We start from the raw sequence: 24,640 nt of genomic DNA on the forward strand, positions 1-24,640 counted from the left end.
TCATTGCTATCCGGCAGTTGCCTTGAGCCCCGCCTTGAGCGCGGCCCAGCTGTCGGGCGGCGCTGTCGGCCGGTACTTTTTGGCGATACGCTCCGAAAGTGCGCGGCGCCACGCAACGTCCTCGGCCATTCGCCGAATGGCGGCATACCAGCCGGCCTGGTCCGTCGAGTCGATCGCAGGCATCAGGCCGCCTGTCGCTTCGATCAGCGAGGGCGTAGTCGAAACGATGACCGGAATGCCAAAATCGAGACACTCCGAAGCGGAGTAACCCCAACCTTCGATATGCGAAGGAAAGACGCCGAAGCTTGCGCAGCGATAGTAGCGGATAAGTTCCTCGTCGCTAACCGGACCGACGAAGACAATTTGTTTCCCCAGCTGCGGGTGCGCTTCGAGATAGGCGCTGAGCTCCTCGACCATCCAACCCCAGCGGCCGACACAGACAAGCTTGGGCAGCTTCACGCCTTCGTCCAGCGCCTGTTGCCAGATGCGTGCGAGCAGGATGTGGTTCTTCCGGATCTCAACCGTCGAGCAATAGAGAACGACCGTCTCGGCGGTATCGAGGCCCGACGTCGCGCCGAGCCGTGTTGCCTTTTCATGAAGCAAGGAAGGCATCGGGAAGCGATGGATGGTCGGCACAGGGATGCCGGCCCTCTGCATGTGGCCAATAAGCATCTCAGCCGCGGCATCGGAGGTGCAGAAAGCCGCCGCTCCGGAACGCACCAGCGCCTCCAGATTTGGCCCGAAGACCGATTGCATCCTGCCTTTGCCGACAAAGTCAGGCCGTATCGTCGGGATCATGTCGTGGCACAGGAAAGCCGTGCTGCTCCCTTGCCTGGCGAGCTCAGCCGCCGTTTCGCCAACCATGACATAGTTGCTGATCAAAACCTTCGAATACCCCGGTCCCTCCTCCCCGTCCGCGGTACCTGGGCGGAACAGACCGGCAATCAGGCCGCCCCGCCGCCAAAGACGGTAGGCGCGCAACATCACTCTCAGCATTGCGCAAGTGAGGCCCGGGCGCCCTTCGGTCACTATCCTCGCAAGCTGCTGATCCGCTTCTCTTTTTGCCATCGGATATCGTCGCACCACGTCGAAAGCGCTCCGCAAGGCCGCAAGTCGTTTACGCCTGGGCCGTAGCCGGAACGGCGCGAGCTCGCGGATACCCAGCTCCTCCATCTCGAAATTCTCGAGTGGCCGGAAGCGACGGCTCGAAAGGTCCAGCGTCACAACCTCGATATCCGGATCGGAGTCGGCCAGCGCCGCCCTGACCATGAAGTCCTCGATCCTCTGGATGCCGGCCAGCGCGCCGCGCCAGGCGAGCAGGCCAGTCGCGTCGATGCAGATTTGCTGTTTCTTGCCGCAGGTTTCTTCCGCACCGTCCGGCAACGGGCCCGACTTCTTCTTGTACATTGCCCCAGAGAATACGAAGCGACTTTCCGCTTCTATCCAGGTTTGACAGAGGATGAAAGCCGCCTGGGTTTGCAGCTAACGCAACGGGTCATCCCAGGAACTTGGCGATGATGGCATCGCCCATCTCGACGGTGCCGACTTCCTTCATCCCTCCAGACATGATGTCCTTGGTGCGCAGGCCGTCGTCGAGCACGGCGGCGATGGCCGCTTCGAGCTTGTCGGCCTCGGCCACCATGCCGAAGGAATATCGCAGGCACATGGCGAAGGACGCGATCATGGCGATCGGGTTGGCGATGCCCTTGCCGGCGATGTCGGGCGCCGAGCCGTGCACCGGCTCGTACAGCGCCTTGCGCTTCTTGGTCTTGGCATCCGGCGCGCCGAGCGAGGCCGACGGCAGCATGCCGATCGAGCCGGTCAGCATGGCGGCGATGTCGGAGAGCATGTCGCCGAACAGATTGTCGGTGACGATGACGTCGAACTGCTTCGGCCAGCGCACCAGCTGCATGCCGCCGGCGTCGGCCAGCATGTGGTCCAGCTTGACGTCGGAATAGCGCGCCTTGTGCGTCTGGGTGACCACCTCGTTCCACAGCACGCCCGACTTCATGACGTTGCGCTTTTCCATCGAGGTGACGTGATTGCGGCGGGTCCGCGCCAGCTCGAAGGCGACGCCCGAGATGCGCTCTATTTCGAACGTGTCGTAGACCTGGGTGTCGATGCCGCGCTTCTGGCCGTTGCCGAGATCGATGATCTGCTTCGGCTCGCCGAAATAGACGCCGCCGGTGAGCTCGCGCACGATCAAGATGTCGAGACCCTCGACCACCTCCTGCTTGAGCGAGGAGGAAGCGGCCAGCGCCGGATAGCAGATCGCGGGGCGCAGATTGGCGAACAGCTCCATGTCCTTGCGCAGGCGCAGGAGCCCGGCTTCGGGCCGCACCTCGTAAGGCACGGCATCCCATTTCGGCCCGCCGACGGCGCCGAACAGCACGGCATCCGCCGCCATCGCCTTTGCCATGTCGGCATCGGAGATCGCCACGCCATGCGCGTCGTAGGCGCAGCCGCCGACGAGCCCCTCGTCAGTGACGAAGTTGCTGCCGAGCTTCTCGTTCATGGCCGCGATCAGCTTCTTCACCTCGGCCATGGCCTCGGGGCCGATGCCGTCGCCGGCGAGCAGGAAGAGATTTTTCGAAGCCATGGAGAACCGTCCCGGGAGAGAAATTGAACCGGCGTCTTGCTAAACGCCAAGCGGTTGCGGCGCAAGAGGATGAGCGCCGAGATCCTTCACACCCCCTCGTCCCGCCGGCGCTCAGAGAAAGCCGGCAGCACACCTACCGATGCGAAAGAATATTCACCAGCCTGCCGAACGGGTCGCGCACATAGAAGCGCCGTACGTGCCAAGGCTCGTCGGCCGGACCGTATTCGACGGCGAAGCCGGCCTTCTTCATAGCCGCAAACGCCGCGTCGACATCGTCGACCTCGATCGACAGGTCCGGCACCGGCGTGCCCGACCCGCCCTCGGCCATGAAGCTCACCTGCACCGTCATGGTCTCGGCCGAGCCGCAAGTGAGGATCCAGCCTTGATCCATCAGGACATCAAGGCCGAGCACGTCCTGGTAAAAGTGCTTGGCCGCCGCAATGTCGGGAGTCTCGATATTGGCGACGATGCGCCTGACCTTCACCATGAGCCGCTCCTTGCCTTTGCGTGTCCGGGAGCCCTCCGCATTGCTGCAACGGCCCTATGCCGTGCGCTTCAGCGCCGTCACCTCGATCTCGATCTTCATTTCCGGCTTGTTGAGCTGGCATACGATCATCGTCGCCGCCGGACGGATGTCGCCGAACGCTTCGCCGAGGATCGGGAAGACCACGTCAACATAGGCCTGGTCGGTGATGTAGTAATGCGCGCGCACCACATCGGCCATGTCGAAGCCGCCATCGGCCAGCGCCCTGGCGATGGTAGCAAGACAGTTGCGCGTCTGCGCCTCGACCGTGTTGGGTATGGTCATGGTGGCATAGTCGTAGCCGGTGGTGCCGGAGACGAAGCACCAGTCGCCCTGCACCACCGCGCGCGAATAGCCGGCGGTTTTCTCAAAGGGGGAGCCGGTGGAGATGAGTCTGCGCATGGGGGCCTCCTCGTGATGGGCTGCGCCCGTCTAGCAGCGGAAGACAGTCTGGTCGTGGGCCAGGCAAGGCGGACCGTTGTCAGAATGGCGGCGCAAACCTGCGAGATTAGCCGGAGCCCTTCCCGTCTTCGTCATTCCAGGGCAAGCAAGGAGCGAAGCGACGCGCGCAGACCCTGGAATCCATGCCGTTACGCCGAAGCGCCGCCAGCGGCGCAGAATTCTGGACCCTCGCGCGCTACGGCAACCGTCAGGGATGGATTCTCGGGTCTGCGCTCCGCTGCGCGTCGCTCCGCCGGTGGATGACGAAGCCGCGATGGCTGCCGCGTACCTAACCCTAATTCCCCGAATTCTGCGCGTCGTCATAGGCCTTCTTGATATCCGCCGGCCAGTCCTTCAGCGGCGGCCAGGCCTGCAGCTCGCCATTGTCGCCGCGACGGGCGAAGTAGATCTTGTGCTTGGCCGGGTCGACCGCCATGAAGCCGTCATTGCCGCCGCAGTCATGCGGCACGCAGCCGGTAGCGTAGAAGGCGCCCGACGCCGTCTTTTCGGTGCCGCCGCCAACCAGCAGGCTGGTCGCCATGTCGGGCATGTCGTTGCCGAGCAGCGCCTGGCCGGCCTTGTAGACGGCCTCATTGTGGAAAGCGTCGATAATGTTGTCGTATTTCGACGGGTCCACATCCTTCCAGTCGGTGCCCGGTTCCGGCGTGTAGGTCAGGTTACCCGAGGTCGTCAGCCCTGCGGCCGGCGACCACTGCAGTGCCGGCCTCGTTTCGCCCGGCAGCAGATAGGGGACGAAATAGATGGCGCTATCGGAGACAGCGGCCGGCGGCGCGCCGCATTCGTCCTGCTCGACCGTGGTGGTCTGTATCTCGCCGTCCTTCTTCCAGACGATGACCTTGGCCGGGCCGCATTGATTGCCGCCGTCGCCGACATCGACGAGCGCCACATTCACGTCGCCGATCTTGACGATCTTGTCGAAGAAGACGTCGTAATTGCTGGCGAGCTGCTTGCCGTCATAAGACAGCACCTTCTCTCCGTCCTGCTCCGGCTGCGTGATGGTGAGCTGCCCGCCCTCGAAGGGAATCGGCGCCTGCTTGTCGTCATCCGACGCAGCCTGATCGGCCGCGCCTTGATCGGCAGCCGGCTGGTCGGACGCGGCCGGCGCCGGCTGCGTGGTCGGCGCGGCGGTTTGCGCATTGGCGCCGATTGTGGCGAGAAGAATTGCCACCGAAGCAGCCAGAAGCGAACGTGTCATGACGGTCCCCTCCATCCAGTCGTCACGAACCCGGCCGCGAACGGCCGGGCTACTACGTTCAGAACGTCAGGCCCAGGGGCGCTGCTCGGCGTTGCGCTTCTCGAAGGACGCGATGGCGCCGGCCTTCTCCATGGTGAGCCCGATGTCGTCCAGGCCATTCAGCAGGCAATGGCGCTTGAATTCGTCGAGGTCGAATTTGACCACGCCGCCGTCCGGGCCGCGGATTTCCTTCGCCTCGAGATCGACCGACAGCGTCGCGTTGGAGCCGCGCGAGGCGTCGTCCATCAGCTTGTCGAGGTCTTCCGGGCTGACCGTGATCGGCAGGATGCCGTTCTTGAAGCAGTTGTTGTAAAAAATGTCGGCGAACGAGGTCGAGATCACGCAGCGGATGCCGAAATCGAGCAGCGCCCAGGGCGCATGCTCGCGGCTCGAGCCGCAGCCGAAATTGTCGCCGGCGACCAGGATCTGCGCCTTACGGTAGGCCGGCTTGTTGAGCACGAAATCCGGATTCTCCGAACCGTCCTCATTGTAGCGCATCTCGGCAAACAGGCCGGTGCCGAGCCCGGTACGCTTGATCGTCTTGAGATAATCCTTCGGGATGATCATGTCGGTGTCGACATTGACGATCGGCATGGGCGCGGCGACGCCGGTGAGCTTGGTGAATTTGTCCATGGTACCTGCCCGTCTTCTTGGCTTGCGGGGAATTTTGCGGGACGGTTTACACAAAGCCGGCGGCAAATGAAAGGCAACTGTTCGTGCGCAGTTGAGCTGCGGCTACACGGGCTGTATGAATGAGGCGGCGGACCCGCACCGTCTCGACCGGGGGCTCCCAAGACAAGCTGGCGCTCTTCCCCTGAGCTACGGGCTGCAAACATTGTTATATCATGCAGCGTGCTGGAGCTGGAACGCCTCAAAAACGGCTTCGAAATCCTGGCCGGCTGGTGCAGTCTGCGACCATGGCCGGTCCTTCCAAAGTCCTTTACGCCAGCGAGCCCACGCTCGACGTCGCCGAGTTCCGCCGCGTGCTGGTCGACTCCGGCCTCGGCAAGGTCAGGCCCGTCGACGACGAGGCCAGGCTGCAAACCATGCTGGACAACGCCAATCTGGTTCTGACCGCGCGGCTCGACCGGCCGGACAGGCAACTGGTCGGCGTCGCGCGCGGCATGAGCGACTTCTCCTGGGTCTGCTACATTTCCGACCTAGCCGTCTCGAAGGCCGCGCAAGGGCTCGGCGTCGGCAAGGGCCTGATGGACGAGGCGCAGCGGCAGCTCGGCCCTTCGGTCGCCATCAGCCTGATCTCGATGCCCGACGCCGTCGGCTTCTACGAGCGCATCGGCATGACGCGCATCCGACGCCTTCTGGTTCTCCCGCAAGCGCTGACCGCTCCGGCAAGCTGATCGTCCCGGTCCGCGCGTCCCAGGCAGATCTTCTTGTGCCTCATCGCTTGACATGCAACCAAATGGTTGCATATTAAAGCCATGAGCATGGATGCCGTCTTTCGCGCCTTGGCCGACCCGACCCGCCGGCAATTGCTGGACAGCCTCCATGCCAGGAACGGGCAGACGCTGAACGCGCTCTGCGAGCACATGGACATGACGCGCCAGGCGGTGACCAAGCATCTGGCGATCCTCGAGGAGGCCAACCTCGTCACCACCATGCGCCGCGGCCGCGAGAAGGAGCACTATCTCAACCCCGTTCCTATCAACGAGATCGCCGAGCGCTGGATCGGCAAGTTCGAGCGCCATCGGCTCAGTGCATTGAGCGACCTGAAGCAACGCCTTGAAAGGGAAGAGCCGTGAGCGAGAACAGCTTTGTTTACGTCACCTATATCCGCACCACGCCTGAAAAGCTCTGGGAAGCGCTGACCGATCCGGAATTCAACCGCCAGTTCTTTCTCTGCTCCTATCAGGAGAGCGACTGGAAGGTCGGCTCCAGCTGGAAGCTGATCTTCCCCGACGGTCGCGTCGCCGATTCCGGCGAGATCCTGGAGATAGATCCGCCCAAGCGCCTCGTGATCAAATGGCGCAACGAATGGCTGCCCGAGGTGAAGGAGGACGGATACACGCGTTGCACCTTCACCATCGAGCCGGACGGCGAATTGATGAAGCTCGCCGTGGTTCACGAGGCCGATGGCCCGCACAGGCTGATCCCGAACGTCTCCAAGGGCTGGCCGCTGGTGCTGGCGAGTCTCAAGAGCCTGCTCGAAACCGGCAAGGGTTTCGATCGCCCGCCGTCGAAGAGCTGATCTCGTTTCGGAATCGAAACAATTGCCCTGGAGGTGCATGCGATGCTGCAGCTTTCCTTGCCGCAAGCCATGGCGAACGCCGATACGGTCATGGCCTTCGCCGAGCTGCCCGCCTCGCCGGGTGAGGTCATTGCCGCGCTGGTCACCAGAGAGGTCGAACGCTGGTGGGGTTCGCCTGAAACCTACCTCATGACCGGCTGGAGCGCGGATATGCGCGTCGGCGGAAGCTGGCATGTCACGGTGCGAACCGCCGACGGCAGGCGCCTGCCCGCCGGCGGAGAGTTTCTCGAAATCGAAATGCCGCGCCGGATCGTGCAGACAAGGCGCTACGACTGTCATCCTGCGCTCGGCCGCAAGGAAACGACGGTGGCTTATCTGTTTGAGCCGATAGACAGCGGCACGCGGCTCACCATATGCCACGGCGGATTCGCCGGTTTTCCGGATGTGGCGGCCGAGCACGCCGACGGCTGGGCACGGGTGCTTGGGTGGCTGCGGCAGTACTTGGAGCAATTCCAGGAAGTTTGACGCGGTTAGGCTCGGCAACCCCGCCGTAGCCTCTGTCCTCGATTGCGTGAAGATAGGGGCTTCATCGTTTCCGTGAAGCGGTGAAACGCATCGGCTGCTCGCTGCCCGGTTTTCGTTCAGATGGAAATCAGACGATCCTGTGTCCCGCCGAGGTAGGTTTTCCAGATGTGATCCGACAGCTGGCTACGGTAGTCCGGATTTGTCGCGTGTGAGCGGTAGGACGCGCCGCCGACATGAAAAAGAACCCCGTCATACAACTCGTACTTGGCGCTTTTGCCGTCGACGTTTACCGCAAGGTGACTTAACCGGGCCATCTCGAATTCGTCGCCTGGGTGCTTCGAATACAACACCGGCCAGTTGCCGCCTCCGGTGTCCATTCCCATGTCGAGCCGATTTCTGAAATCGAGCTTCGCATGCTCGACGGCAGCGAAATTGTAGAAGCACAGGCCGGCCCAATAATACCAGCAAGGCTCGTCCTTAGCTACCTTGTACAGGTAGCTGGACCTGGCGTGCAGCGGCATCCCATAACCGATCTTTCGTCCGACGCGCCGCGCGATATCGATCGGCCTGATCGGGAAGCAATCGTGATCGATGAACCCGAACATGTCGGGTTTGAGGTGCTTGACGATGTTGTGGAAGATCCAGGTCTGCGAGACGCCATGCGACCTGGAAGGGTTCGTTTCGAAATTCCTGGGCAGCCCGAAATAGGCGACCCCGCGCCGCGCGCAGATTGCCTCGATCGAAGCTCGCGCTTCCTGGCTCCGCGAATTGTCGATCACCACGAGCGTTGTCCCGGTCGGGAATACCTGCCACGCCTTGGTGAGCACGTCGATGACCCAAGGCGTGTTGAACGCGATGGTGAAGCAGTAATTTCGTTCGGGCCTTCCGCGTAGACTCTTTGCGAATGCATGGCCTTTGGACGCACCGCTTCCCAGAAACTGAAGGCGCAAAATCTCGTGGCGGAGGCCCAGCAGCAGTTGGACTCCCCTTGTGCGCCGAAAAATTTCGATAGCCTTGCTAGACACACTTTTCCCCGAGCGCCGATAGGCTCAGAGTAGCATGACATATGCTGCAGAAGGCAACAGCATTAGTCGGCCGGAACATCTCCCTTGACCCGCAACCGCGCCTGTCCAGATTTTTGGAATGGAGAACAGCCGCTGTCTCGTGGGAACCGCCGGATGGAGCATACCGGCAGTATATAAAGCTTCGTTTCCCGCGGCCGGCTCGCAGCTTGAACGTTATGCGGCGCGGCTTTCGATCGTGGAGATCAATTCATCGTTTCATAAGCCGCATCGGCGAGAAACCTACGAGCGCTGGGCGCGCTCGGTTCCGGATCATTTTTGCTTTTCCGCAAAACTCCCCCGGGCCGTGACGCATGAACGCCGCCTGGAAGCTTGCGATGATCTTGTGGACAATTTCTTGGATCAGATAGGAGGACTGGGTACCAAGCTTTCCGTGCTCCTGGTTCAACTGCCGCCCAGCCTGCAATTCGAACCTCGAGCCGTCGAAAATTTCTTCGCCGTGCTGCGTGCGAAGACCGATCGGCGCCTGGTCTGCGAACCGCGTCACCCCAGTTGGTTCGAACCCGAAGCCGAAACCTTGCTGAGCCGCTTTCACGTTGGACGCGTTGCGGCCGATCCCGCTTCCGTTCCTGCCGCCGCCATGCCCGGCGGCGGGCGCGAGCTCGCCTACTTCCGTTTCCATGGCGAGCCGCGCATCTATTATTCGGACTATGAGGCCGGTCAGCTTCTGGACATCGGCGAGCGGCTCGCCGAAGCCAGCGCGGCGGCCGCCGAAGTCTGGTGCATCTTCGACAACACGGCACGGGGCCATGCGCTCGGCAATGCGCTTTCGGTCGATGCGGCCGTCCGTCAGATGACGTTCAGCTCCCTGAACGCCCGTCCTTCCGCGACCCGTGCGTAGCCGAATGCCGAGCAGTCGATCGTCCGGTAGCCGCCATGCACGATGAGTTCGGCGATCGACTTGCCGACCGCCGGCGCCTGCTGCAGGCCGTGACCGGAAAAACCGTTGGCGAACAGGAAGTTCTCGACCTCCGGATGCGGGCCGATCACCCCATTCTGGTCGAGCGTGTTGTAGTCGTAGTGCCCGACCCAGGCGCGCGTCGGCTTGATCGCCTCGAAAGCCGGGATGCGGGTGGCCAAGATCGGCCAGATCACCTCTTCGAACAATGGCCAGTTGACGTCGAAATCCTTGGGATCGGGCGCGACATCGCCTTCCTCCGGCTCGGCGCCGCCGGTGAGGTAGACCGAGCCCTCCGGCCGCACATAGATGCCGGACGGATCGACCAGCAGCGGCATATCGGCATATTTCTCGCGCGCCTCGAAGACGAAGACATTGCGCTTGCGCGGCTCGACCGGCAGCTCGAGCCCGGCGAAGGCCGCGACCTTGCCGGCGTTCGGCCCGGCGGCGTTGACGACGATGCCGGCTTCGAGGGTCTCGCCATTGTCGAGCGACACGGCGGTCACGCGGCTGCCCTCGCGCTTGATTCCGGTGGCGGATGCCGTGATGAAGTCGATCTTCTTGTCGCGCAGCGCCTTGCGGAACAGCGTCAGCAGCGCATGCGCGTCGAACCAGCCCTCGCCGCTGCGGCCATAGGCGCCGGCGGAAATGCCTTCGGCCGACAGCCAGGAGAAACGCTGTATCAGCTGGCCGGCATCCTCCAGCACGATGTCGGCGCCCTCGGCGACCTGCGCCTCGTGATTGGCCTTGAGGATCGGCAGCCCGGCCTCGCCGGCGAGGATGAGGTAGCCGCCCTCACGGAAGCCGATATCGGCGTCGGCGCCGAAGGTTTCCTTCAGCCGCCGGAACAGCTTCAGCGTGAACTGCGACAGGCGGATGTTTTGAGGGATGGAGAACTGCTGGCGGATCGAGGCGCAGGACAAGGTCGTCGCCGCATGCGAGAATTGCGGATCGCGCTCGATCAGCGCGATCGAGCCGGTGAAGCCTTCCTCCCGCAAATAATAGGCGACCGAGGACCCGACGATGGCTCCGCCGATGATGACAATGTCGTAGCGCACTTTTTTCTCCGATTCGCCGGTTCTCAGACGACCGGCAGCTTGATCTCGAAGCGCGTGCCGGCTTCGGAGTCAACCAGTCTGATCGTGCCATCATGCGCTTTCAGGAGGGCCAGCACGATGCCGAGGCCCATGCCGGTGCCGCCGCTTTCGCGCCGCGTGGTGAAGAACGGCTCGAAGATTTTGCCGCGATTGGCGGCCGAAATCCCGTCGCCGTCGTCGCCGATATGGATCGACGCGCGCTCGCCATCGGCCGAGGCCTGGATCGCCACCTGCCGGGCGCAGTGCCTTGCCGAATTGTCGATGAGGTTGGCGAGCACGATGCCGAGATTCTCGGCCGAGATGCCGAGCCGGATGTCGCCGCCGCCTTCAAGCCGCGCTTCCAGCCTTGTGTCGATCGGCAAGGATGCCAATGCCGCATGAAGCGTCGTGCTTTCGCCGCTCGGCTCCAGGTTTTCGGCGCGCGCCAGGTCGAGCAGCCGGCGCACCAGCAGATTGAGCCGCCCGGCATCGGTGACGATGTTGTTGGAGAAGCGCTTGCGCTCGGCCTCGTCCATCGCGCCGCCGGAATCCCTCAGCAGCTCGGCCGCGCCCTGGATCGCGGTGAGCGGCGATTTCAGCTCATGCGAGACATGGGTGGCGAAGGTCTGGATAGAGTCAGAGCGCGCCTGCAGCTTGGTCGCCATGTCGAGGAAGGCCGTAGACAACGCCGCCATCTCGCGCGTGCCGTGATGGGCGAGCGGCCTGATCGCCTCGCGGTCACCCGCGGCAATGCGTTTCGTCCGGTCGATCAGCGCATAGATCGGCCGGCTGACGGTGCGGATGAACACCAGCGCGATCAGCAGCGTGCCGCCAAGGATGGCAATGGCTGCCAACGTCACCTTGCCGCGCTCGCCATAGAGATGCTTGACGATGTTGTTAGGCGTTCGCGACAGATAGACCACGCCGGCGACCCTGCCGTCGACCTCGACCGGCATCGCGACGAAGACGCGCACCCTTGTGCCCCGGCTCACCGAATAAAGCGGTGGCGGCGGCTGGTCGGGGATGCGCAGTCTGAGCTCGCTGGCATAGGCGCCGGAAAGCGCGGTCCGCACCTCCTCGACCGCGCCGAGCGACTGGCCGATCTCATCGCCGCCGGCAATGACCACGCCGCGTGGGTCGAGCAGGCGGAAGCCGGCAAGCGTCGTCTTCTGCGTTTCGTCGAGAATGCCGGAGAGCTTTGCGCCGATGGCCGCGAAGGCAGGATCGGGGGTGGCCGGATCCGCCGCCGGCCGCATCGGCATCACGTCGTCCGAGGCGAGATCGAGGCGTGGCTCGATCGGTTCATAGGGATAGTTGTTGTCCCGCGCCGGATCGGCCGAGATCGGCGAACCCAGCCTGCCCTGGGAAATGCCGGCGGCGTGCACCTCCTTTGCATAGACGGCCGCGACGACCGCCCCTTGCGCGATCAACTCGCCCTCGGTCTGGCGGATCAGCTGGTTCTCATAAAGCCGGAAGAAGAACAGCCCGACCAGCGGCAGCGCCATGACCACGATCAGGATGGCGATGACGACGGTGGCGAGCCGCGGCCGCCACCTTTCCTTGCTCAACCACCGCATCGGCCGAGCCGGAAGCCGACGCCATGCACCGTCGCGATCGCGTCCGCGCAGCCGACCGCTGCCAGCTTGGCCCGCACGTTGCGAATGTGGCTGTCGACCGTGCGCTCGGAGACATGGATGTTCGAGGCATAGGCATTGGCCATCACCGCGTCGCGGCCAAGCACATGAAGCGGGCGGGCGAGAAAGCCTTTCAGGATGGCGAACTCGATGGCCGTCAAGGTGAGCGGCCTGCCGTCGAAGCTTGCCGCATGGCTTGCCGGGACCAGGATGAGCTTGCCATGCGCGAACGCCCGGTCGTCCGCCACTTCCTCGACCGGCACTGGTCGCGCGCGCCGCAGGATGACGTTGACGCGGGCAACCAGCTCGCGCGGGCTGAACGGCTTGGTCACATAATCGTCGCCGCCCATCTCCAATCCGAGGATGCGGTCGATTTCTTCATCGCGCGCGGACAGGAACAGCACCGGCACGTCGGATTTTTGCCTGAGCCGCCGACAGACCTCCAGCCCGTCCATCTCGGGCATGCCGATGTCGAGCACGATGAGATCGGGCGCGCGCCGCTCTACCGCCTGCAGCGCCGCGGCGCCGTCGGCGACGGCGGCCGTCTTCATGCCGGCCTTTTCCAGCGCGAAGCAGATGATCTCGCGGATATGCGGGTCGTCGTCGGCGACGAGGATGTTGTGCGGCATCGGTCAATAGCCCGGCGGGTACGCTTGGGTGACGGCAGGATTAGAGCAATTCCAAGGAAAAGTGCGAAATTGTTTTCGGTAGGGAGCCGTGTCGCGACAAGGCCATGAGACCGCAAGGCGCTCGGGCATCTGCGCATGCCTGGGCGGAACCCATGGCAAGTTCGGCAAAGGGCCTCATCGCCGGACTATCCTCGGCGTATCCACGTGGCGCGACCTCGCAGGGAAAAGCAGGACGTCCGCCGCGACGCGCAGTCTTTGCGGCTCGACGAGCCACCAGCCTTCGTCGCGGAGCCGGCGCGGCAGGGACCAGCGGGATGTGTGAGGCGTTTGCATGCCGGCTTTGTTGCCCGGCGGTGCGGAAAGCGCGCGGCGGAATGCAGGAGGTTTTCCGCAAGGATTTGCAGTTTTCGTGCAGGGCAGTTGCCATTGAGACAGGACAATCGCATGGGGCGCTCCGCTAGCGCTGCCTTATGCGATTGTCCTGCCCTCGAGGGACTCGCCTTGCCTCATCCGCCATCACCCGGCATAGATCGGCCATGACCGTCGACACCTACCGCCCGCGCCGCTCGGTGCTTTACATTCCCGCCTCGAACGACAAAGCGCTCGCCAAGCTCGGCTCGCTTGCCTGCGACGCCGTCATCATCGATCTCGAGGACGCCGTCCCGCCCGCCGACAAGGCTGCCGCGCGCGACAAGGTGGCCGGCATCCTGGCCAACCGCGAGAAACGCTGCGAGATGGTGGTGCGCATCAACCCTTTGGCCAGCGAATGGGGCGCCGACGATCTTCGGGCTGTCGCCAAGGCCGAGCCCGACGGCATTCTCCTGCCCAAGATCGGCGCGCCGCGCGACCTCCTCGAGGCGGGCGACCTGCTCGACGACAATTCGGTGCCGGACGGCGTGAAACTATGGGCGATGGTCGAGACGCCCAGGGCGCTGCTCAACATCGGCGCCATCGCCGAGCTCGGCCGCGATCCGGCCTCGCGCCTTAATTGTTTCGTTGCCGGAACGAATGACCTGGTGAAGGCGACCGGCGTTCTGGCGGACCGGCGCTATCTGATGCCCTGGCTGATGCAGCTGGTGCTCGCGGCGCGCGCCGGCGGCCTCGACGTGATCGACGGCGTCGCCAATGATTTCCGCGACCTGGACGCTTTTGCCGGCGAATGCGCCGAGGGGGCGGCCATGGGCTTTGACGGCAAGTCGCTGATCCACCCCGCCCAGATCGAGCCGGCGAACCGCGCCTTTTCGCCGGCGCCCGAGGCGCTGGCTCAGGCACGCGCGATCCGGGATGCGTTCGCGCGACCCGAAAATGTCGGCAAGGGGGTCATCGCACTGGACGGCCGCATGGTCGAGCGGCTGCATCTGGCGCAAGCCGAGAAACTTCTGGCGAAGGCCGCGATCATCGGCGCATGATGCGCAGCGCCGAAGCATGTCGCCCAAAAAGCGCGCGGCGGTTTTGGGAAACGACACGCTGAGACAATTACGATCAGAGGCGAAAAATGAAACTCTACCGCTTTCTGTCCGGTCCGGACGATGCAACCTTCTGTCACAAGGTCACCGCTGCGCTGAACAAGGGCTGGCACCTGTTCGGTTCGCCGACCTATGCCTATGACAAGAAGACCAAGTCGATCCGCTGCGGCCAGGCCGTGGTGAAGGACGTCGAAGGCCAGGAATACACGGCCGACACCAAGCTCAGCGACTGGTAGGGAAAGCGCCCCCTCACCCGGCCTCCGCTTCGCTCGGCTGACCTCTCCCCGAGGGAGGGCTTTGCACGGGGGAGAAGGTGGCCGCGAAGCGGCCAGATGAGGGGGAGTCGCCACGAAGAACGATGCGGATGACGAGGTGCTTTAAGGTGTGTTGAGATTCAGGTCAGGCTGCGCCGAAAATGGTGGTTTCCGAGAACCGGAGCGGAGCGTACTTTTCGTACGTGAGCACCGGAAGCGCAGGAAGCCGCCATTTGCAGGCCGGTCTCACCTGAATATCAACACACCTTACCCCGCCGCCGCCTGCTCGGCGGCTTCCTCGATCCGCTCCATGTCGTCGTCCGACAGGCCGAAATGGTGGCCGATCTCGTGGATCAGCACGTGGGTGACGATGTCGCCCAGCGTCTCCTCGTTCTCCGCCCAGTAGTCGAGGATGGCGCGGCGGTAGAGCGTGATGCGGTTCGGGCCCTCGCCGGTCTGCGGGTTCCAGCGCTCGGCGATGCCGCGTCCCTCGAACAGGCCGAGCAGGTCGAAAGGCGTCTCCAGCGACAGGTCGTCCATGATCTCGTCGGTCGGGAAATCGGCGATCTGGATGACGATCTCGCCGGTGAGTTGGCGGAACTCGTCCGGCAGATGGGCATAGGCCTCCAGCGCCATAAGCTCCAGCTCGTCCATCGACGGCGAGAGCTGATCGTGCCAGGTGCGGGTCTTGTAGATGCGGGCCATGAACTGTCCTTTGATCCCGGCATATAGGCTTTCGCGCCGATAGAGGCAAATGAGCCGGCCGGCCGTGCGCTTTCAGGGTAAAAGGCGAAGGAATAAATTCCTTCTGACTCTGCTTGACTCTTCCGGCACCCTCTGGAATCTATAAGAACATAACAGGAACAATTGCTGCCGGAAGTGGACGTCATGGCGATGAGCGCCGTGGCGCGGGACACTGTTTTTGCCCTGCGCCGCCAGATCGCGAAGATCGAGGGAACGTTGCCCGAGCGCCTGCAGGCGCCGGCGCCTGGAGCAATTCCAGGAAAAGTGCGACGCGGTTTTCCGTCCGGAATTGCGGAAAAACAAATCTCTGCCGATGTTACCGGATCGGACAGGACACTTGTCCGGCGTGGCCTCGCCGTGGCTTCGGCGGACGCTTTCCTGCGTACCGGCATCGAACGTTTCGACACCGCCCTCGGCGGCGGCCTGCCCAGGGCGGCGCTCAGCGAGATCCATGGGCTGGAGACCCGCGATGCCGGCGCGGTCGCCGGCTTCGCGCTCTCGCTCGTGAGCCTGATCCTCAAGGAGAAGCAGGGCCTGCCGATCCTCTGGGTCGGCACGGCGGAAATCTTCCACGAGGCCGGCCTGCCCTATGCCAGGGGCCTTCATGCCCTGTTCGGCATCGAGCCGGAGCAATTGTTGTTTTCCGAGGCCCCGAAACTGCTCGACGCGCTGTGGATCGCCGAGGAGGCCGCCCGCATGACGGCCTTCGCCGCGGTCATCCTCGAGATCCGCGGCAGCCCCCGGCTTCTCGACCTCACCGCCACGCGCCGGCTGCACGCCCGTGTCCAGAACGCCGGCCGTCCGCTGCTGTTGCTGCGCCAGGCCGGCGAGGCAGATCCAACCGCCGCACCGGTGCGCCTCATCGTCTCGGCGGCGCCCGCGGCGAACCGCGAGACGGTCGCCGGACCACTCGCCGGCTCGATCGGCCGCCCAGCCTTCAAAGTCGATATCGGCAAGAGCCGCACGGCCCTGCCCGGACAATTCACACTGGAGTGGAACCCAAATGAGCACGCTTTTGCGGAAAGAACAGAGAATCCTGTCGCTGTGGTTCCCGCATCTCAGCGCGGAGCGGATCCTGCGCCAGCGTCTGGGGCGGTCCTGGCGTTCCCGGCCCTCGCAGCACCTGCCTCTGGTGATCAGCCATCGCGACAACAACACCCAGCGCATCGCAGCCCTCGACGAGCGGGCTGAGGCGCTGAAGCTGAAGCGCGGCATGGGCATTGCCGATGCTCGCGCCATGCACCCCACGATCGACGTGGTCGAGGCCGACCCGGAAGCCGACCGCCGCCTGCTCGAAGGCCTTGCCGACTGGTGCGACCGCTATACGCCCCTGGTGGCGATCGACGCCGAGGACGGGCTGTTCCTCGACGTCACCGGCTGCACGCATCTGTTCGGCGGCGAGCGCGCCATGCAGGACGAGATCCTCACCCGCTTTTTCCAGCAGGGTTTCGATGTCCGCGCCGGGTTGGCCTCGACCCCCGGCGCCGCCTGGGCAGCGGCCCGCTTCCACGGCAACCGTATCGTGACCGGCGGCGAGGAGGAGGCGCTTCTGGCGCCGCTGCCATTGTCGGCGCTGCGCATCGCGCCGGAGACCCGCGTCAGCCTGGAAAGTGTTGGCCTGCGCACAGCCGGCGCGGTGATGGCGGCACCCCGCGCGCCGCTCGCCCGCCGCTTCGGCGCCACTCTGCTTCTGCGCCTCGACCAGGCGCTCGGCCGCCTCGACGAGGCCGTGTCGCCGCGCCTTCCCGTCGCGCCGCTCTCGGTCGAGCGCCATCTTGCCGAGCCAATCATGCTCACCGACGACATCGAGCGGCTCATAAGCCGGCTTGCCGTCGCCCTGAAGACCGACCTCGAACGCCGCGGCGAGGGCGCAAGGACGCTGGCGCTGCTTCTCTTCCGCGTCGACGGCGCCGTCAGCCGCATCGCCGTCGGCACCTCGCGCCCGATACGCGAGCCGCGGCTGATCCAAAGACTGTTCCATGAGCGGCTTGCCGCGCTGGAGCAGAACATCGACGCCGGCTTCGGCTTCGACCTCGTGCGGCTCTCCGTGCTGTCGGTCGCCGCCTTCGACTTGGTTCAGGGCGACCTCACCGGCGAGGCGGACGACGATGACGCCGACATCGCGCTGTTTGCCGACCGTGTCCGCGCCCGCCTCGGCGAGGCAGCCGTGCTGAAGCCGGTGGTTGTCGAAAGCCATCTGCCGGAGCGCGCCGTCAAGACCGTGCCTTTCGCGGAAGCGCCGCAAAGGCGCGCCCCGGCGGCCGGGCGTGCGGCGCCGCCCCGAACGGCCCCGCCGATGACCATCTATCCGCCGGAGCGGCCGGTGCGCCTGTTCCGCTCGCCGGAGCCGATCGAGGTGCCGGCGACCGAGATCCCGGAGGGTCCGCCGATGAATTTCCGCTGGCGGCGCGCGCTTTACCGCGTCGCCCGCGCCGAGGGGCCGGAGCGCATCGCCGCCGAATGGTGGCGGCAACTGCCCGGTGAGGAAGAAGCGCCGACCCGCGACTATTACCGCATCGAGGACAGCGAGGGACGCCGCTACTGGCTTTATCGCCAGGGTCTCTACAGCACCGCGCCCCGGGCCACACCGCCACGCTGGTTCATGCATGGGGTTTTCGCATGAACGCGCTGACCGCCATCCCCTATGCCGAGTTCGGCATAAGCTCGAATTTCTCCTTCCTGCGCGGCGCCTCCAAGCCCGAGGAGCTGGTGGTCACGGCAAAATTTTACGGTTTTTCGTCGATCGGGCTTGCCGACCGCAACACCGTCGCCGGCGTCGTGCGCGCCTGGCAGCAGGCCAAGGTGGAGAAGATGCCCTATCATCCCGGCTGCCGCTTGGTGTTCGGCGACGGCACGCCGGACATTCTCGCCTATCCCCGCGACCGCCAGGGCTGGGGACATCTGTGCCGCATGCTGACGCAAGCCAATCTGCGCGACGAGACCGAGAAGGGCGCGACGCTGCTCAAGCTCAACGATCTGCTTGAATGGGGCGATCGGATGTCGTTGGCGATCCTGCCCAACCTGTCCGGCGGCGCGGAAGGCAATCTGGAATTCATTAGCCGGCTTAAAGATCGCTTCGGCGCGGCGCTCCGATTGGCCGTGGCGCCGGATTATGGCGGCAATGACCGCTTCCGCATCGAGCAGGCGGCGGCGATGGCCGAGCATGCGCGTATTCCGCTGATGGCGACCAACGACGTGCTCTATCATGCCGCCGAGCGCCGCCCTTTGCAGGATGTGCTGACCGCGATCCGCCTCAACACGCCGGTTTCCGAGGTCGGGCTGGAACTGACCGCCAATGCCGAGCGCCATCTGAAGCCGCCGCTGGAAATGGCGCGCCTTTTCCGCCGTCTCCCTGAAGCGCTGGCCGAGACACTGCGCTTCGCCGACGAATTGACCTTCTCTCTCAGCGACCTCGAATACAACTACCCGGACGAGCCGACCGAATCCGGCCTCGGGCCGCAGGCCGAGCTCGAGCGCCTGGCCCGCGAAGGAGCGGTCAAGCGCTATCCGGCCGGCGTTCCCGAGTATGTGCTGGAACGCATCGACAGCGAGCTCGCGCTGATCGAGCGCCTGAACTATGCGCGCTATTTTCTGACCGTCCACGACATCGTCAAATTCGCCCGCAGCAAGGATATCCTTTGCCAGGGCCGCGGCTCGGCCGCCAATTCGATCATCTGCTTCTGCATCGGCATCACCGAGGTCGGCCCCGAGCGCATCGACACCTTGTTCGAGCGCTTCATCTCCGAGGAGCGCAACGAGCCGCCCGACATCGACGTCGACTTCGAGCATGAAAGACGTGACGAGGTCATCGGCTATATCTACGAGAAATACAGCGCCAAGCGCACGGCGCTTGCCGCCGCCGTCATCAGCTATCGCGGCCGCTCCGCCCTGCGCGAGGTGGCCAAGGCCATGGGCCTGTCTGAGGATGTCCGCAGCGCGCTGTCCAGCACCATCTGGGGCTGGTCGACCTCCGAGCTCGGCGAAAGGGAAGCCAATGCCGGCGGTCTCGACCGCGCCGATCCGCTGTCGCGCCAGGTGCTGGAGCGCGCCAACGAGATCATGGGCTTTCCCCGCCACCTCTCCCAGCATGTCGGCGGCTTCGTCATCACCCGCGACCGGCTCGACGAGGTCGTGCCCATCGTCAAGACGGCGATGGAGGAGCGCAAGATGGTCGAGTGGGACAAGGACGATCTCGACGCGGTGAAGATCCTCAAGGTCGACGTGCTGGCGCTCGGCATGCTGACCTGCCTGAAGCGCGCCTTCACCTTGCTCACCGACCACTATCCGCGGGCGCGGGATCCGTTTGGACGGCCTTACGTGCTCGCGACCCTTCCCGAAGAGGATGAGGACGTCTACGCCATGATCCAGAGAGCCGACACGCTCGGCGTCTTCCAGATCGAGTCGCGTGCGCAGATGTCGATGCTGCCGCGGCTCAGGCCTCGCGAATTCTACGATCTCGTCATCGAGGTGGCGATCGTGCGCCCGGGCCCGATCCAGGGCGACATGGTGCATCCCTATCTGCGCCGGCGGCAGGGCAAGGAGGCGGTCCATTATCCCAGCCTTGAGCTCAAGAAAATCCTCGGCAAGACGCTGGGTGTGCCGCTTTTCCAGGAACAGGCGATGAAGATCGCCATCGTCGCCGGCGGCTTCCGGCCGGGCGAGGCCGACGAATTGCGTCGCGCCATGGCGACCTTCAAGCGCACCGGCACGATCGGCAACTACCGCCAGCGCATGATCGACGGCATGGTCGCCAATGGCTACGAGAGGGAATTCGCCGAGCGCTGCTTCAAGCAGATCGAAGGTTTTGGCGAATATGGCTTTCCCGAAAGCCATGCCGCGTCCTTCGCGCTGCTGGTCTATGCTTCCTGCTGGTTCAAGACCTTCTATCCCGATGTCTTCTGCGCCGCGATCCTGAATGCGCAGCCAATGGGTTTCTACCAGCCGGCCCAGCTGGTGCGCGACGCGCGCGACCATGGCGTCGAGGTGCGCGAGGTCGACATCAACCATTCCGTCTGGGACTGCACGCTGGAGGCCACCGCCTTCGATCCGTCCCGCATCCTCGAGCGCCACGCCTCGATGCGCGGCGTCATCGAGACGGCGCATGCGGTGCGGCTCGGCTTCCGCCAGATCAAGGGCCTGTCCGAGGAGCGCATGGTTATATTGGTCGCGCAGCGCGGCGACGGCTATCGATCGGTCAGGGATGTCTGGCTGCGCTCCGGCCTCGATGTCGGCGAGATCGAAAGATTGGCTGAGGCCGACGCATTCCGCTCAATCGGCCTCGACCGCCGTGCCGCGCTCTGGGAGGTCCGCGCCCTCGACGGCAGGAGCGCCGCCGAGAGATTGCCGCTGTTCGACCAGCCCTCGCTCAGCCTGCGCGAGCTGGAGCCGCAAACGAAACTGCCGAAGATGCCGCTCGGCGAACATGTCGTGCACGACTACCGCTCGCTCGGCCTGTCGCTGAAGGAGCACCCCGTCGCCTTCCTGCGCGAAAGGCTTACCCGCGCCGGCGTCACCCCCAACGCCCACCTGCCGTCGGTGCGCGACGGCCGCCGCGTCTCCGTCGCCGGGCTGGTGCTGGTCCGTCAGCGGCCGGGCAAGGGCAACGCCATCTTCCTCACGCTGGAGGACGAAAAATCGATCGCCAACGTCATCATCTGGCCGCGCGTCTTCGACCGCTTCCGTCCGGTGGTCATGGGCGCGCGCCTCATTCGCGTCACAGGCAAGCTGCAGCATGAATCGGACGTCATCCACATCGTCGCCGACCGGATCGAGGATTTGACCTCCTGGCTGAGCGTGCTGCTGGAGTCCGCCAATCGCCCGGTCATCGAGCACAATCCCGCCGAACCGCCGGTTGGACCAAAGCCTGCCCAAAGCCGCGTCCTGCCGGTCCGCCAGGATCTTGAAGCCCTATCGGGTGCCGCACAACAGGTCATGCCAAAAGGACGAAACTTTCAGTAGCAGCGATTTCCAGCACAATAGGAACCGCGGCGGGAGCGAAAAACGCCTTCGTCATCCACGGGCGGAGCAAGGAGCGAAGCGACGCGGCGCAGACCCGAGGATCCATGCCGTTACCTATGAGCGTTGCTGCGGTGCAGAACTATCTCTGTTCTTGCCCCGTTTTTGTCCTTCGCGCGAGGTCACGGCATGCATCCAGGGTCTCCGTGACGCCACTTCGCTCTGGGATGACGACATACCTCGAAGGCCGCGTGACAGCGCAAACCCGCTCACGATGGCCCGCTGAGCCGCGGCGGCGGCACCAGCATGTCCTCGGCCGAGATCGTGCGCGCCTCCGAAGGCAGCATGATCGGGATGCCGTCGCGCACCGGATAGGCGAGTTTCGCCACGCGCGAGACCAGCTCGCCCCGCTCCGGATCCCAAGTCAGCGGCCCCTTGGTCAGCGGGCAGGCGAGCAATTCAAGAAGCTTCGGATCGACCTCGGCCTTCCGCCCGTCACGCCCGTCCGCGGGCATCGCACTCTTCCATTGTCCAATTCCTCCGTCCCTAAGTGTGTTGAGATTCAGGTCAGGCCGAGTCGAAAATGGTGGCTTCCGAGGAGAACCGGAGCGGAGCGTACTTAAAGTACGTGAGCACCGGAAGCGCAGGAATCCGCCATTTGCAGGCCGGCCTCACCTGAACATCAATACACTTTATTGTAGACTGGACCCAAACTCATCACCCTCTCGCGCCAGCGTCATCTCGGTGATGGCAATCAGCGTCTCGGCGCGCGTCTTCAAGTCCGGCGCTTCCAAGAGCGCCTGTTTCTCGGCCGGTCCATAGGGCGCCATCATCGACAATGCGTTGACCAGCATGCCGTTTTCGGCGCGGCTGACGCTTTCCCAGTCGGCCTCGAGGTCGTTGGCCTGCAGGTAGGCGCGAAACGCCTTGAGCAGCGCCGGCCGGTCGATCTCGCCGGCGGCCGGGTCTTCCTCGAGATCGGCGAGAAACGGCGTGATCTTGCACTGCCGGAAAGGGGCCTTCGCCGCGAGCTCCTGCACGATGCGGAACCGGCACACGCCCTGCAGCGAGATCAGGTAGCGGCCGTCGCCGGTCTCGGCGAGAGAGATGATGCGCCCGGCGCAACCGACGCTGCATAGCTCCGGCTCGCCGTCATCGCGCAATGCGCCATCGAGGCTCGGCTGGATCATGCCGATCAGCCGGGAGCCGGCCATCGCCTGGTCGATCATCTGCAGATAGCGCGGCTCGAAGATGTTGAGCGGCATGCGGCCGCCCGGCAGAAGCAGCGCGCCGGCGAGCGGGAACACCGGGATTGCCGACGGCAGATCCTTGCCTAGCCGATAGAGTGCGTTACCGACGCGCACCGCGACCCTCCCAAAGCAACACCGGCAAGCGCATCACCCTACAACCTCCTCTCGCCGGCAAACTCGTCCCGGCTTGGCGGCGAACCGCCAACCTGCCCTTATCTGGGGCTGGCACTCCTCCGCTCAAGCCTGCCAGCTGCGACAGCTGGCAAAAAACTTTGCGCGCGATTCCGGACAAGTGGGCAGCGGCGTTCGTCCGGAATTGCGTCAGAACGCTTCAAGAGAACAGCAGCGACGACAGCTTGCGCCGTGCCGCGAGCGTCGCCTCGTCGGTCATTCCCCAGGCCTCGAAGAGCTTCAACAGCTGCGCCCTGGCGCCGTCGTCGTTCCAAGACCGATCGGCCTTGACGATCGCCAGCAGATTGTCGGCGGCGGCATTGCGATCGCCGCGCGCGTTCTGGATCATCGCCAGGTCGAAGCGCGCCTGGTGGTCGGCCGGATTGGCGGCGAGCCGTCGCTCGAGCTCGGCCGGATTGCCGAGCGCGGCCGCTTCGGCCGCCAGCGTCATCTTGGCGCGCAGCGCCGCCAGCGCCGGCGCGTCCTTCTTGTCGTCGGGCGCCCGGGCCAGAACGGCTTTGGCGCCGTCCGCGTCCCCGGCGTCGAACAGGATCTCGCCCAGCCCCGCGATCGCCTCCAGTGTCTCCGGCGCCTGCTCCAGAATCGCGTCATAGATGTCGGCGGCGGTCTGCACGTCGCCGGCTGTGCGCGCCTCGGCGGCCGCGGCCAGCGCGTCGGCGATCTGCGGCGCGCCGCCGCCCTTGCCGCCGACCTTCTGGATGAACTGGTTGATCTGGCTTTCGGGAATGGCGCCCATGAAGCCGTCAACCGGCTGGCCGTCCTTGAAGGCGATGACTGCGGGGATGGACTGGATGCCGAGCTGGCCGGCGATCGAGGGATGGTCGTCGATGTTCATCTTGACCAGCTTGACCTTGCCGCCGGCGGCCTTGACTGCCTTTTCCAGCTGCGGCGTCAGCTGCTTGCAGGGCCCGCACCATGGCGCCCAGAAATCGACCAGCACCGGCTGACGCCGCGATTCCTGGATGACGTCGGCAGCAAAGGTGGCGGTGGTGGTGTCCTTGATCAGGTCGGCCGCCGCCGGCGCTTCGCCCAGCGAAACCTTGGCGCGGTCGCCGCCGCCATATTGCACCGTTTGGGCGTACTGGCCGCCATTGCCGCCGAACGCGCCGCTATACGGATTGTTGTCGCTCATCGTGTCGCCCTTTCGGTCGCGCTCCCAGGCGTCGGCGCCCAGCGCGTCATTGTCGGATTTTGGAACCGCCTTCCATGTGGCGATCAAGCCCTGACTTTCAAGATTATGAGACTTTCAGGATAACAGGATCGTGGCCGGTTGCCTCGACGAATTTGATCAGATCGGCGGCGGCGATCGAGGTCGTCGCCTCATTGGTCAGCGGATGGCCGTTGATGACGTCATGGCTCATCAGTTCCTGGTCGAGCACCACCTTGACCTTCCCCTCCGTGTCGTTGATCAGGCCGAAGACCGTCACCGCGCCAGGGATGACGCCGAGCAGCTCCATCAGCATCTCGGGCTTGCCGAAGGAGACCCGGCTGGCGGCGCCGATGAGGTGATGGATCTGCTTCAGGTCGACGACGGCTTCCTCGCCGACGGTGACGAGGAAATAATTGTCCTTCTTGTCCTTGAGGAACAGGTTCTTGGTGTGGCCGCCGGGAATCTCGCCGCGCAGGCTTTGCGAATCGGCGACCGTGAACAGCGGCGGGTGCCGCACGGTCGAGACCGCAATGCCGAGATCGGCAAGAAATTCGTTGAGCTCGGCTTCGGTCTTCGGCATCGGTCCTCGCGCAATCAAAAGGGGTCATGCCGTTTACGGCGAACGACGGCATCCTCGCAAGGCCGTGCGAGCAGGGCCAGGCAACTCCAGGAGAAATGTCAGACCGTCAGGGCTCGGGGGGCACGGCGTTCTGAGCGAAATGCCTCGAGGCAAAGCGGGTTCTCCATTGCCTTCTGGCGGC

At 64.5% G+C, this 24,640-nt stretch carries 25 protein-coding genes; 10 read left to right on the forward strand and 15 right to left on the reverse strand.

The annotated features are described in order from the left end of the window. Positions 1-6 precede the first annotated feature (6 nt). The 6 genes from P9272_RS06685 to leuD all read right to left on the reverse strand — a co-directional run bounded on the left by P9272_RS06685 (position 7) and on the right by leuD (position 5,451). Complete coding sequence (locus P9272_RS06685) at positions 7-1,407, reverse strand: glycosyltransferase (protein WP_278159903.1); 1,401 nt, start codon at positions 1,405-1,407, stop codon at positions 7-9. 88 nt (positions 1,408-1,495) lie between these two features. Then, entirely contained in the window at positions 1,496-2,599 is a 1,104-nt protein-coding gene (leuB, locus tag P9272_RS06690) for a 3-isopropylmalate dehydrogenase (RefSeq protein ID WP_128259555.1), read from the reverse strand. Positions 2,600-2,732: 133 nt separating this feature from the next. After that, a complete protein-coding gene (locus P9272_RS06695) occupies positions 2,733-3,083 on the reverse strand; it encodes a VOC family protein (RefSeq protein ID WP_278160004.1) in 351 nt (116 codons plus the stop codon). Positions 3,084-3,140: 57 nt separating this feature from the next. Then, positions 3,141-3,524: a RidA family protein gene (locus P9272_RS06700; protein WP_278159904.1), complete on the reverse strand. Its 384-nt coding sequence runs from the start codon at positions 3,522-3,524 to the stop codon at positions 3,141-3,143. Positions 3,525-3,858: 334 nt separating this feature from the next. After that, a complete protein-coding gene (locus P9272_RS06705) occupies positions 3,859-4,779 on the reverse strand; it encodes a hypothetical protein (RefSeq protein ID WP_278159905.1) in 921 nt (306 codons plus the stop codon). 66 nt (positions 4,780-4,845) lie between these two features. After that, positions 4,846-5,451 carry a 3-isopropylmalate dehydratase small subunit gene (gene leuD, locus P9272_RS06710; protein WP_278159906.1) on the reverse strand — a complete coding sequence of 202 codons (606 nt, stop codon included), beginning with the start codon at positions 5,449-5,451 and terminating at the stop codon, positions 4,846-4,848. A gap of 284 nt (positions 5,452-5,735) precedes the next feature. Here leuD and P9272_RS06715 point away from each other — a divergent pair, with 284 nt between their 5' ends. The 4 genes from P9272_RS06715 (at position 5,736) to P9272_RS06730 (ending at position 7,549) form a co-directional block, all read left to right on the forward strand. After that, positions 5,736-6,176: a GNAT family N-acetyltransferase gene (locus P9272_RS06715; protein ID WP_347404035.1), complete on the forward strand. Its 441-nt coding sequence runs from the start codon at positions 5,736-5,738 to the stop codon at positions 6,174-6,176. Between the two features lie 81 nt (positions 6,177-6,257). Further along, positions 6,258-6,578, forward strand: a complete 321-nt coding sequence (locus P9272_RS06720; protein WP_041009890.1) for a metalloregulator ArsR/SmtB family transcription factor — start codon at positions 6,258-6,260, stop codon at positions 6,576-6,578. Next, on the forward strand, positions 6,575-7,024 hold the full coding sequence (locus tag P9272_RS06725) for an SRPBCC family protein (protein WP_278159907.1): 450 nt from the start codon (positions 6,575-6,577) through the stop codon (positions 7,022-7,024). Before P9272_RS06720 ends, P9272_RS06725 begins: the two co-directional genes overlap by 4 nt. Positions 7,025-7,066: 42 nt before the next feature. Continuing rightward, positions 7,067-7,549: an SRPBCC domain-containing protein gene (locus P9272_RS06730; protein WP_128259548.1), complete on the forward strand. Its 483-nt coding sequence runs from the start codon at positions 7,067-7,069 to the stop codon at positions 7,547-7,549. A gap of 116 nt (positions 7,550-7,665) precedes the next feature. Here the strand turns inward: P9272_RS06730 and P9272_RS06735 are convergent, their stop codons facing one another. Then, positions 7,666-8,574 carry a hypothetical protein gene (locus P9272_RS06735; RefSeq protein ID WP_278159908.1) on the reverse strand — a complete coding sequence of 303 codons (909 nt, stop codon included), beginning with the start codon at positions 8,572-8,574 and terminating at the stop codon, positions 7,666-7,668. A gap of 118 nt (positions 8,575-8,692) precedes the next feature. Between P9272_RS06735 and P9272_RS06740 the strand changes: the two genes are divergently transcribed. Next, entirely contained in the window at positions 8,693-9,472 is a 780-nt protein-coding gene (locus tag P9272_RS06740; protein WP_278159909.1) for a DUF72 domain-containing protein, read from the forward strand. Here the strand turns inward: P9272_RS06740 and P9272_RS06745 are convergent. Genes P9272_RS06745 through P9272_RS06755 form a run of 3 tightly spaced genes read right to left on the reverse strand, consistent with a single transcriptional unit; the run spans position 9,421 to position 12,868 of the window. Next, positions 9,421-10,587 carry an FAD-binding oxidoreductase gene (locus P9272_RS06745; RefSeq protein WP_278159910.1) on the reverse strand — a complete coding sequence of 389 codons (1,167 nt, stop codon included), beginning with the start codon at positions 10,585-10,587 and terminating at the stop codon, positions 9,421-9,423. The two genes, P9272_RS06740 and P9272_RS06745, sit on opposite strands and share 52 nt — an antisense overlap. A 23-nt stretch (positions 10,588-10,610) precedes the next feature. After that, entirely contained in the window at positions 10,611-12,182 is a 1,572-nt protein-coding gene (locus P9272_RS06750; RefSeq protein WP_278159911.1) for a HAMP domain-containing sensor histidine kinase, read from the reverse strand. Further along, on the reverse strand, positions 12,170-12,868 hold the full coding sequence (locus P9272_RS06755; RefSeq protein WP_278159912.1) for a response regulator transcription factor: 699 nt from the start codon (positions 12,866-12,868) through the stop codon (positions 12,170-12,172). The genes P9272_RS06750 and P9272_RS06755 overlap by 13 nt, the downstream gene beginning before the upstream one ends. A gap of 536 nt (positions 12,869-13,404) precedes the next feature. On the opposite strand from P9272_RS06755, the gene P9272_RS06760 reads away from it, so the two are divergent. Both P9272_RS06760 and P9272_RS06765 read left to right on the forward strand, forming a co-directional pair. Then, positions 13,405-14,277 carry a CoA ester lyase gene (locus P9272_RS06760; RefSeq protein WP_278159913.1) on the forward strand — a complete coding sequence of 291 codons (873 nt, stop codon included), beginning with the start codon at positions 13,405-13,407 and terminating at the stop codon, positions 14,275-14,277. Positions 14,278-14,363: 86 nt separating this feature from the next. Beyond that, a complete protein-coding gene (locus P9272_RS06765; RefSeq protein ID WP_278159914.1) occupies positions 14,364-14,570 on the forward strand; it encodes a DUF1737 domain-containing protein in 207 nt (68 codons plus the stop codon). A gap of 285 nt (positions 14,571-14,855) precedes the next feature. Here the strand turns inward: P9272_RS06765 and P9272_RS06770 are convergent, their stop codons facing one another. Beyond that, positions 14,856-15,293, reverse strand: a complete 438-nt coding sequence (locus P9272_RS06770) for a metallopeptidase family protein (protein WP_128259541.1) — start codon at positions 15,291-15,293, stop codon at positions 14,856-14,858. Positions 15,294-15,476: 183 nt separating this feature from the next. Here P9272_RS06770 and P9272_RS06775 point away from each other — a divergent pair, with 183 nt between their 5' ends. Genes P9272_RS06775 through P9272_RS06785 form a run of 3 tightly spaced genes read left to right on the forward strand, consistent with a single transcriptional unit; the run spans position 15,477 to position 21,290 of the window. Then, positions 15,477-16,523, forward strand: coding sequence for a hypothetical protein (locus tag P9272_RS06775; RefSeq protein WP_278159915.1), 1,047 nt, complete (start codon positions 15,477-15,479; stop codon positions 16,521-16,523). Then, positions 16,465-17,955, forward strand: a complete 1,491-nt coding sequence (locus P9272_RS06780; RefSeq protein WP_278159916.1) for a DUF6504 family protein — start codon at positions 16,465-16,467, stop codon at positions 17,953-17,955. The genes P9272_RS06775 and P9272_RS06780 overlap by 59 nt, the downstream gene beginning before the upstream one ends. Beyond that, on the forward strand, positions 17,952-21,290 hold the full coding sequence (locus P9272_RS06785) for an error-prone DNA polymerase (protein WP_278159917.1): 3,339 nt from the start codon (positions 17,952-17,954) through the stop codon (positions 21,288-21,290). The genes P9272_RS06780 and P9272_RS06785 overlap by 4 nt, the downstream gene beginning before the upstream one ends. A gap of 266 nt (positions 21,291-21,556) precedes the next feature. On the opposite strand, the gene P9272_RS06790 is transcribed toward P9272_RS06785, so the two are convergent. From P9272_RS06790 to P9272_RS06805, 4 genes are all read right to left on the reverse strand, one after another. After that, on the reverse strand, positions 21,557-21,802 hold the full coding sequence (locus P9272_RS06790; RefSeq protein WP_128257914.1) for a Trm112 family protein: 246 nt from the start codon (positions 21,800-21,802) through the stop codon (positions 21,557-21,559). A gap of 177 nt (positions 21,803-21,979) precedes the next feature. Continuing rightward, positions 21,980-22,651 (reverse strand): LON peptidase substrate-binding domain-containing protein, encoded by a 672-nt coding sequence (locus P9272_RS06795; RefSeq protein WP_128257913.1) that lies wholly within the window; start codon positions 22,649-22,651, stop codon positions 21,980-21,982. 217 nt (positions 22,652-22,868) lie between these two features. Next, positions 22,869-23,861: a thioredoxin gene (gene trxA, locus P9272_RS06800; RefSeq protein WP_128258042.1), complete on the reverse strand. Its 993-nt coding sequence runs from the start codon at positions 23,859-23,861 to the stop codon at positions 22,869-22,871. A gap of 103 nt (positions 23,862-23,964) precedes the next feature. Then, positions 23,965-24,459, reverse strand: a complete 495-nt coding sequence (locus tag P9272_RS06805) for a prolyl-tRNA synthetase associated domain-containing protein (protein WP_128257912.1) — start codon at positions 24,457-24,459, stop codon at positions 23,965-23,967. Positions 24,460-24,640 lie beyond the last annotated feature (181 nt).

This window comes from Mesorhizobium sp. WSM4976 (assembly GCF_029625685.1).
Lineage (GTDB): Bacteria > Pseudomonadota > Alphaproteobacteria > Rhizobiales > Rhizobiaceae > Mesorhizobium.

Bases quoted from the DNA above. Each gene is read 5' to 3' on its own strand.
- P9272_RS06685 (WP_278159903.1), bottom strand. From the start codon at position 1,407: ATGTACAAGAAGAAGTCGGGCCCGTTGCCGGACGGTGCGGAAGAAACC.
- leuB (WP_128259555.1), bottom strand. From the start codon at position 2,599: ATGGCTTCGAAAAATCTCTTCCTGCTCGCCGGCGACGGCATCGGCCCC.
- P9272_RS06700 (WP_278159904.1), bottom strand. From the start codon at position 3,524: ATGCGCAGACTCATCTCCACCGGCTCCCCCTTTGAGAAAACCGCCGGC.
- P9272_RS06705 (WP_278159905.1), bottom strand. From the start codon at position 4,779: ATGACACGTTCGCTTCTGGCTGCTTCGGTGGCAATTCTTCTCGCCACA.
- leuD (WP_278159906.1), bottom strand. From the start codon at position 5,451: ATGGACAAATTCACCAAGCTCACCGGCGTCGCCGCGCCCATGCCGATC.
- P9272_RS06715 (WP_347404035.1), top strand. From the start codon at position 5,736: ATGGCCGGTCCTTCCAAAGTCCTTTACGCCAGCGAGCCCACGCTCGAC.
- P9272_RS06720 (WP_041009890.1), top strand. From the start codon at position 6,258: ATGAGCATGGATGCCGTCTTTCGCGCCTTGGCCGACCCGACCCGCCGG.
- P9272_RS06730 (WP_128259548.1), top strand. From the start codon at position 7,067: ATGCTGCAGCTTTCCTTGCCGCAAGCCATGGCGAACGCCGATACGGTC.
- P9272_RS06740 (WP_278159909.1), top strand. From the start codon at position 8,693: ATGGAGAACAGCCGCTGTCTCGTGGGAACCGCCGGATGGAGCATACCG.
- P9272_RS06750 (WP_278159911.1), bottom strand. From the start codon at position 12,182: ATGCGGTGGTTGAGCAAGGAAAGGTGGCGGCCGCGGCTCGCCACCGTC.
- P9272_RS06755 (WP_278159912.1), bottom strand. From the start codon at position 12,868: ATGCCGCACAACATCCTCGTCGCCGACGACGACCCGCATATCCGCGAG.
- P9272_RS06760 (WP_278159913.1), top strand. From the start codon at position 13,405: ATGACCGTCGACACCTACCGCCCGCGCCGCTCGGTGCTTTACATTCCC.
- P9272_RS06765 (WP_278159914.1), top strand. From the start codon at position 14,364: ATGAAACTCTACCGCTTTCTGTCCGGTCCGGACGATGCAACCTTCTGT.
- P9272_RS06770 (WP_128259541.1), bottom strand. From the start codon at position 15,293: ATGGCCCGCATCTACAAGACCCGCACCTGGCACGATCAGCTCTCGCCG.
- P9272_RS06775 (WP_278159915.1), top strand. From the start codon at position 15,477: ATGGCGATGAGCGCCGTGGCGCGGGACACTGTTTTTGCCCTGCGCCGC.
- P9272_RS06785 (WP_278159917.1), top strand. From the start codon at position 17,952: ATGAACGCGCTGACCGCCATCCCCTATGCCGAGTTCGGCATAAGCTCG.
- P9272_RS06790 (WP_128257914.1), bottom strand. From the start codon at position 21,802: ATGCCCGCGGACGGGCGTGACGGGCGGAAGGCCGAGGTCGATCCGAAG.
- trxA (WP_128258042.1), bottom strand. From the start codon at position 23,861: ATGAGCGACAACAATCCGTATAGCGGCGCGTTCGGCGGCAATGGCGGC.
- P9272_RS06805 (WP_128257912.1), bottom strand. From the start codon at position 24,459: ATGCCGAAGACCGAAGCCGAGCTCAACGAATTTCTTGCCGATCTCGGC.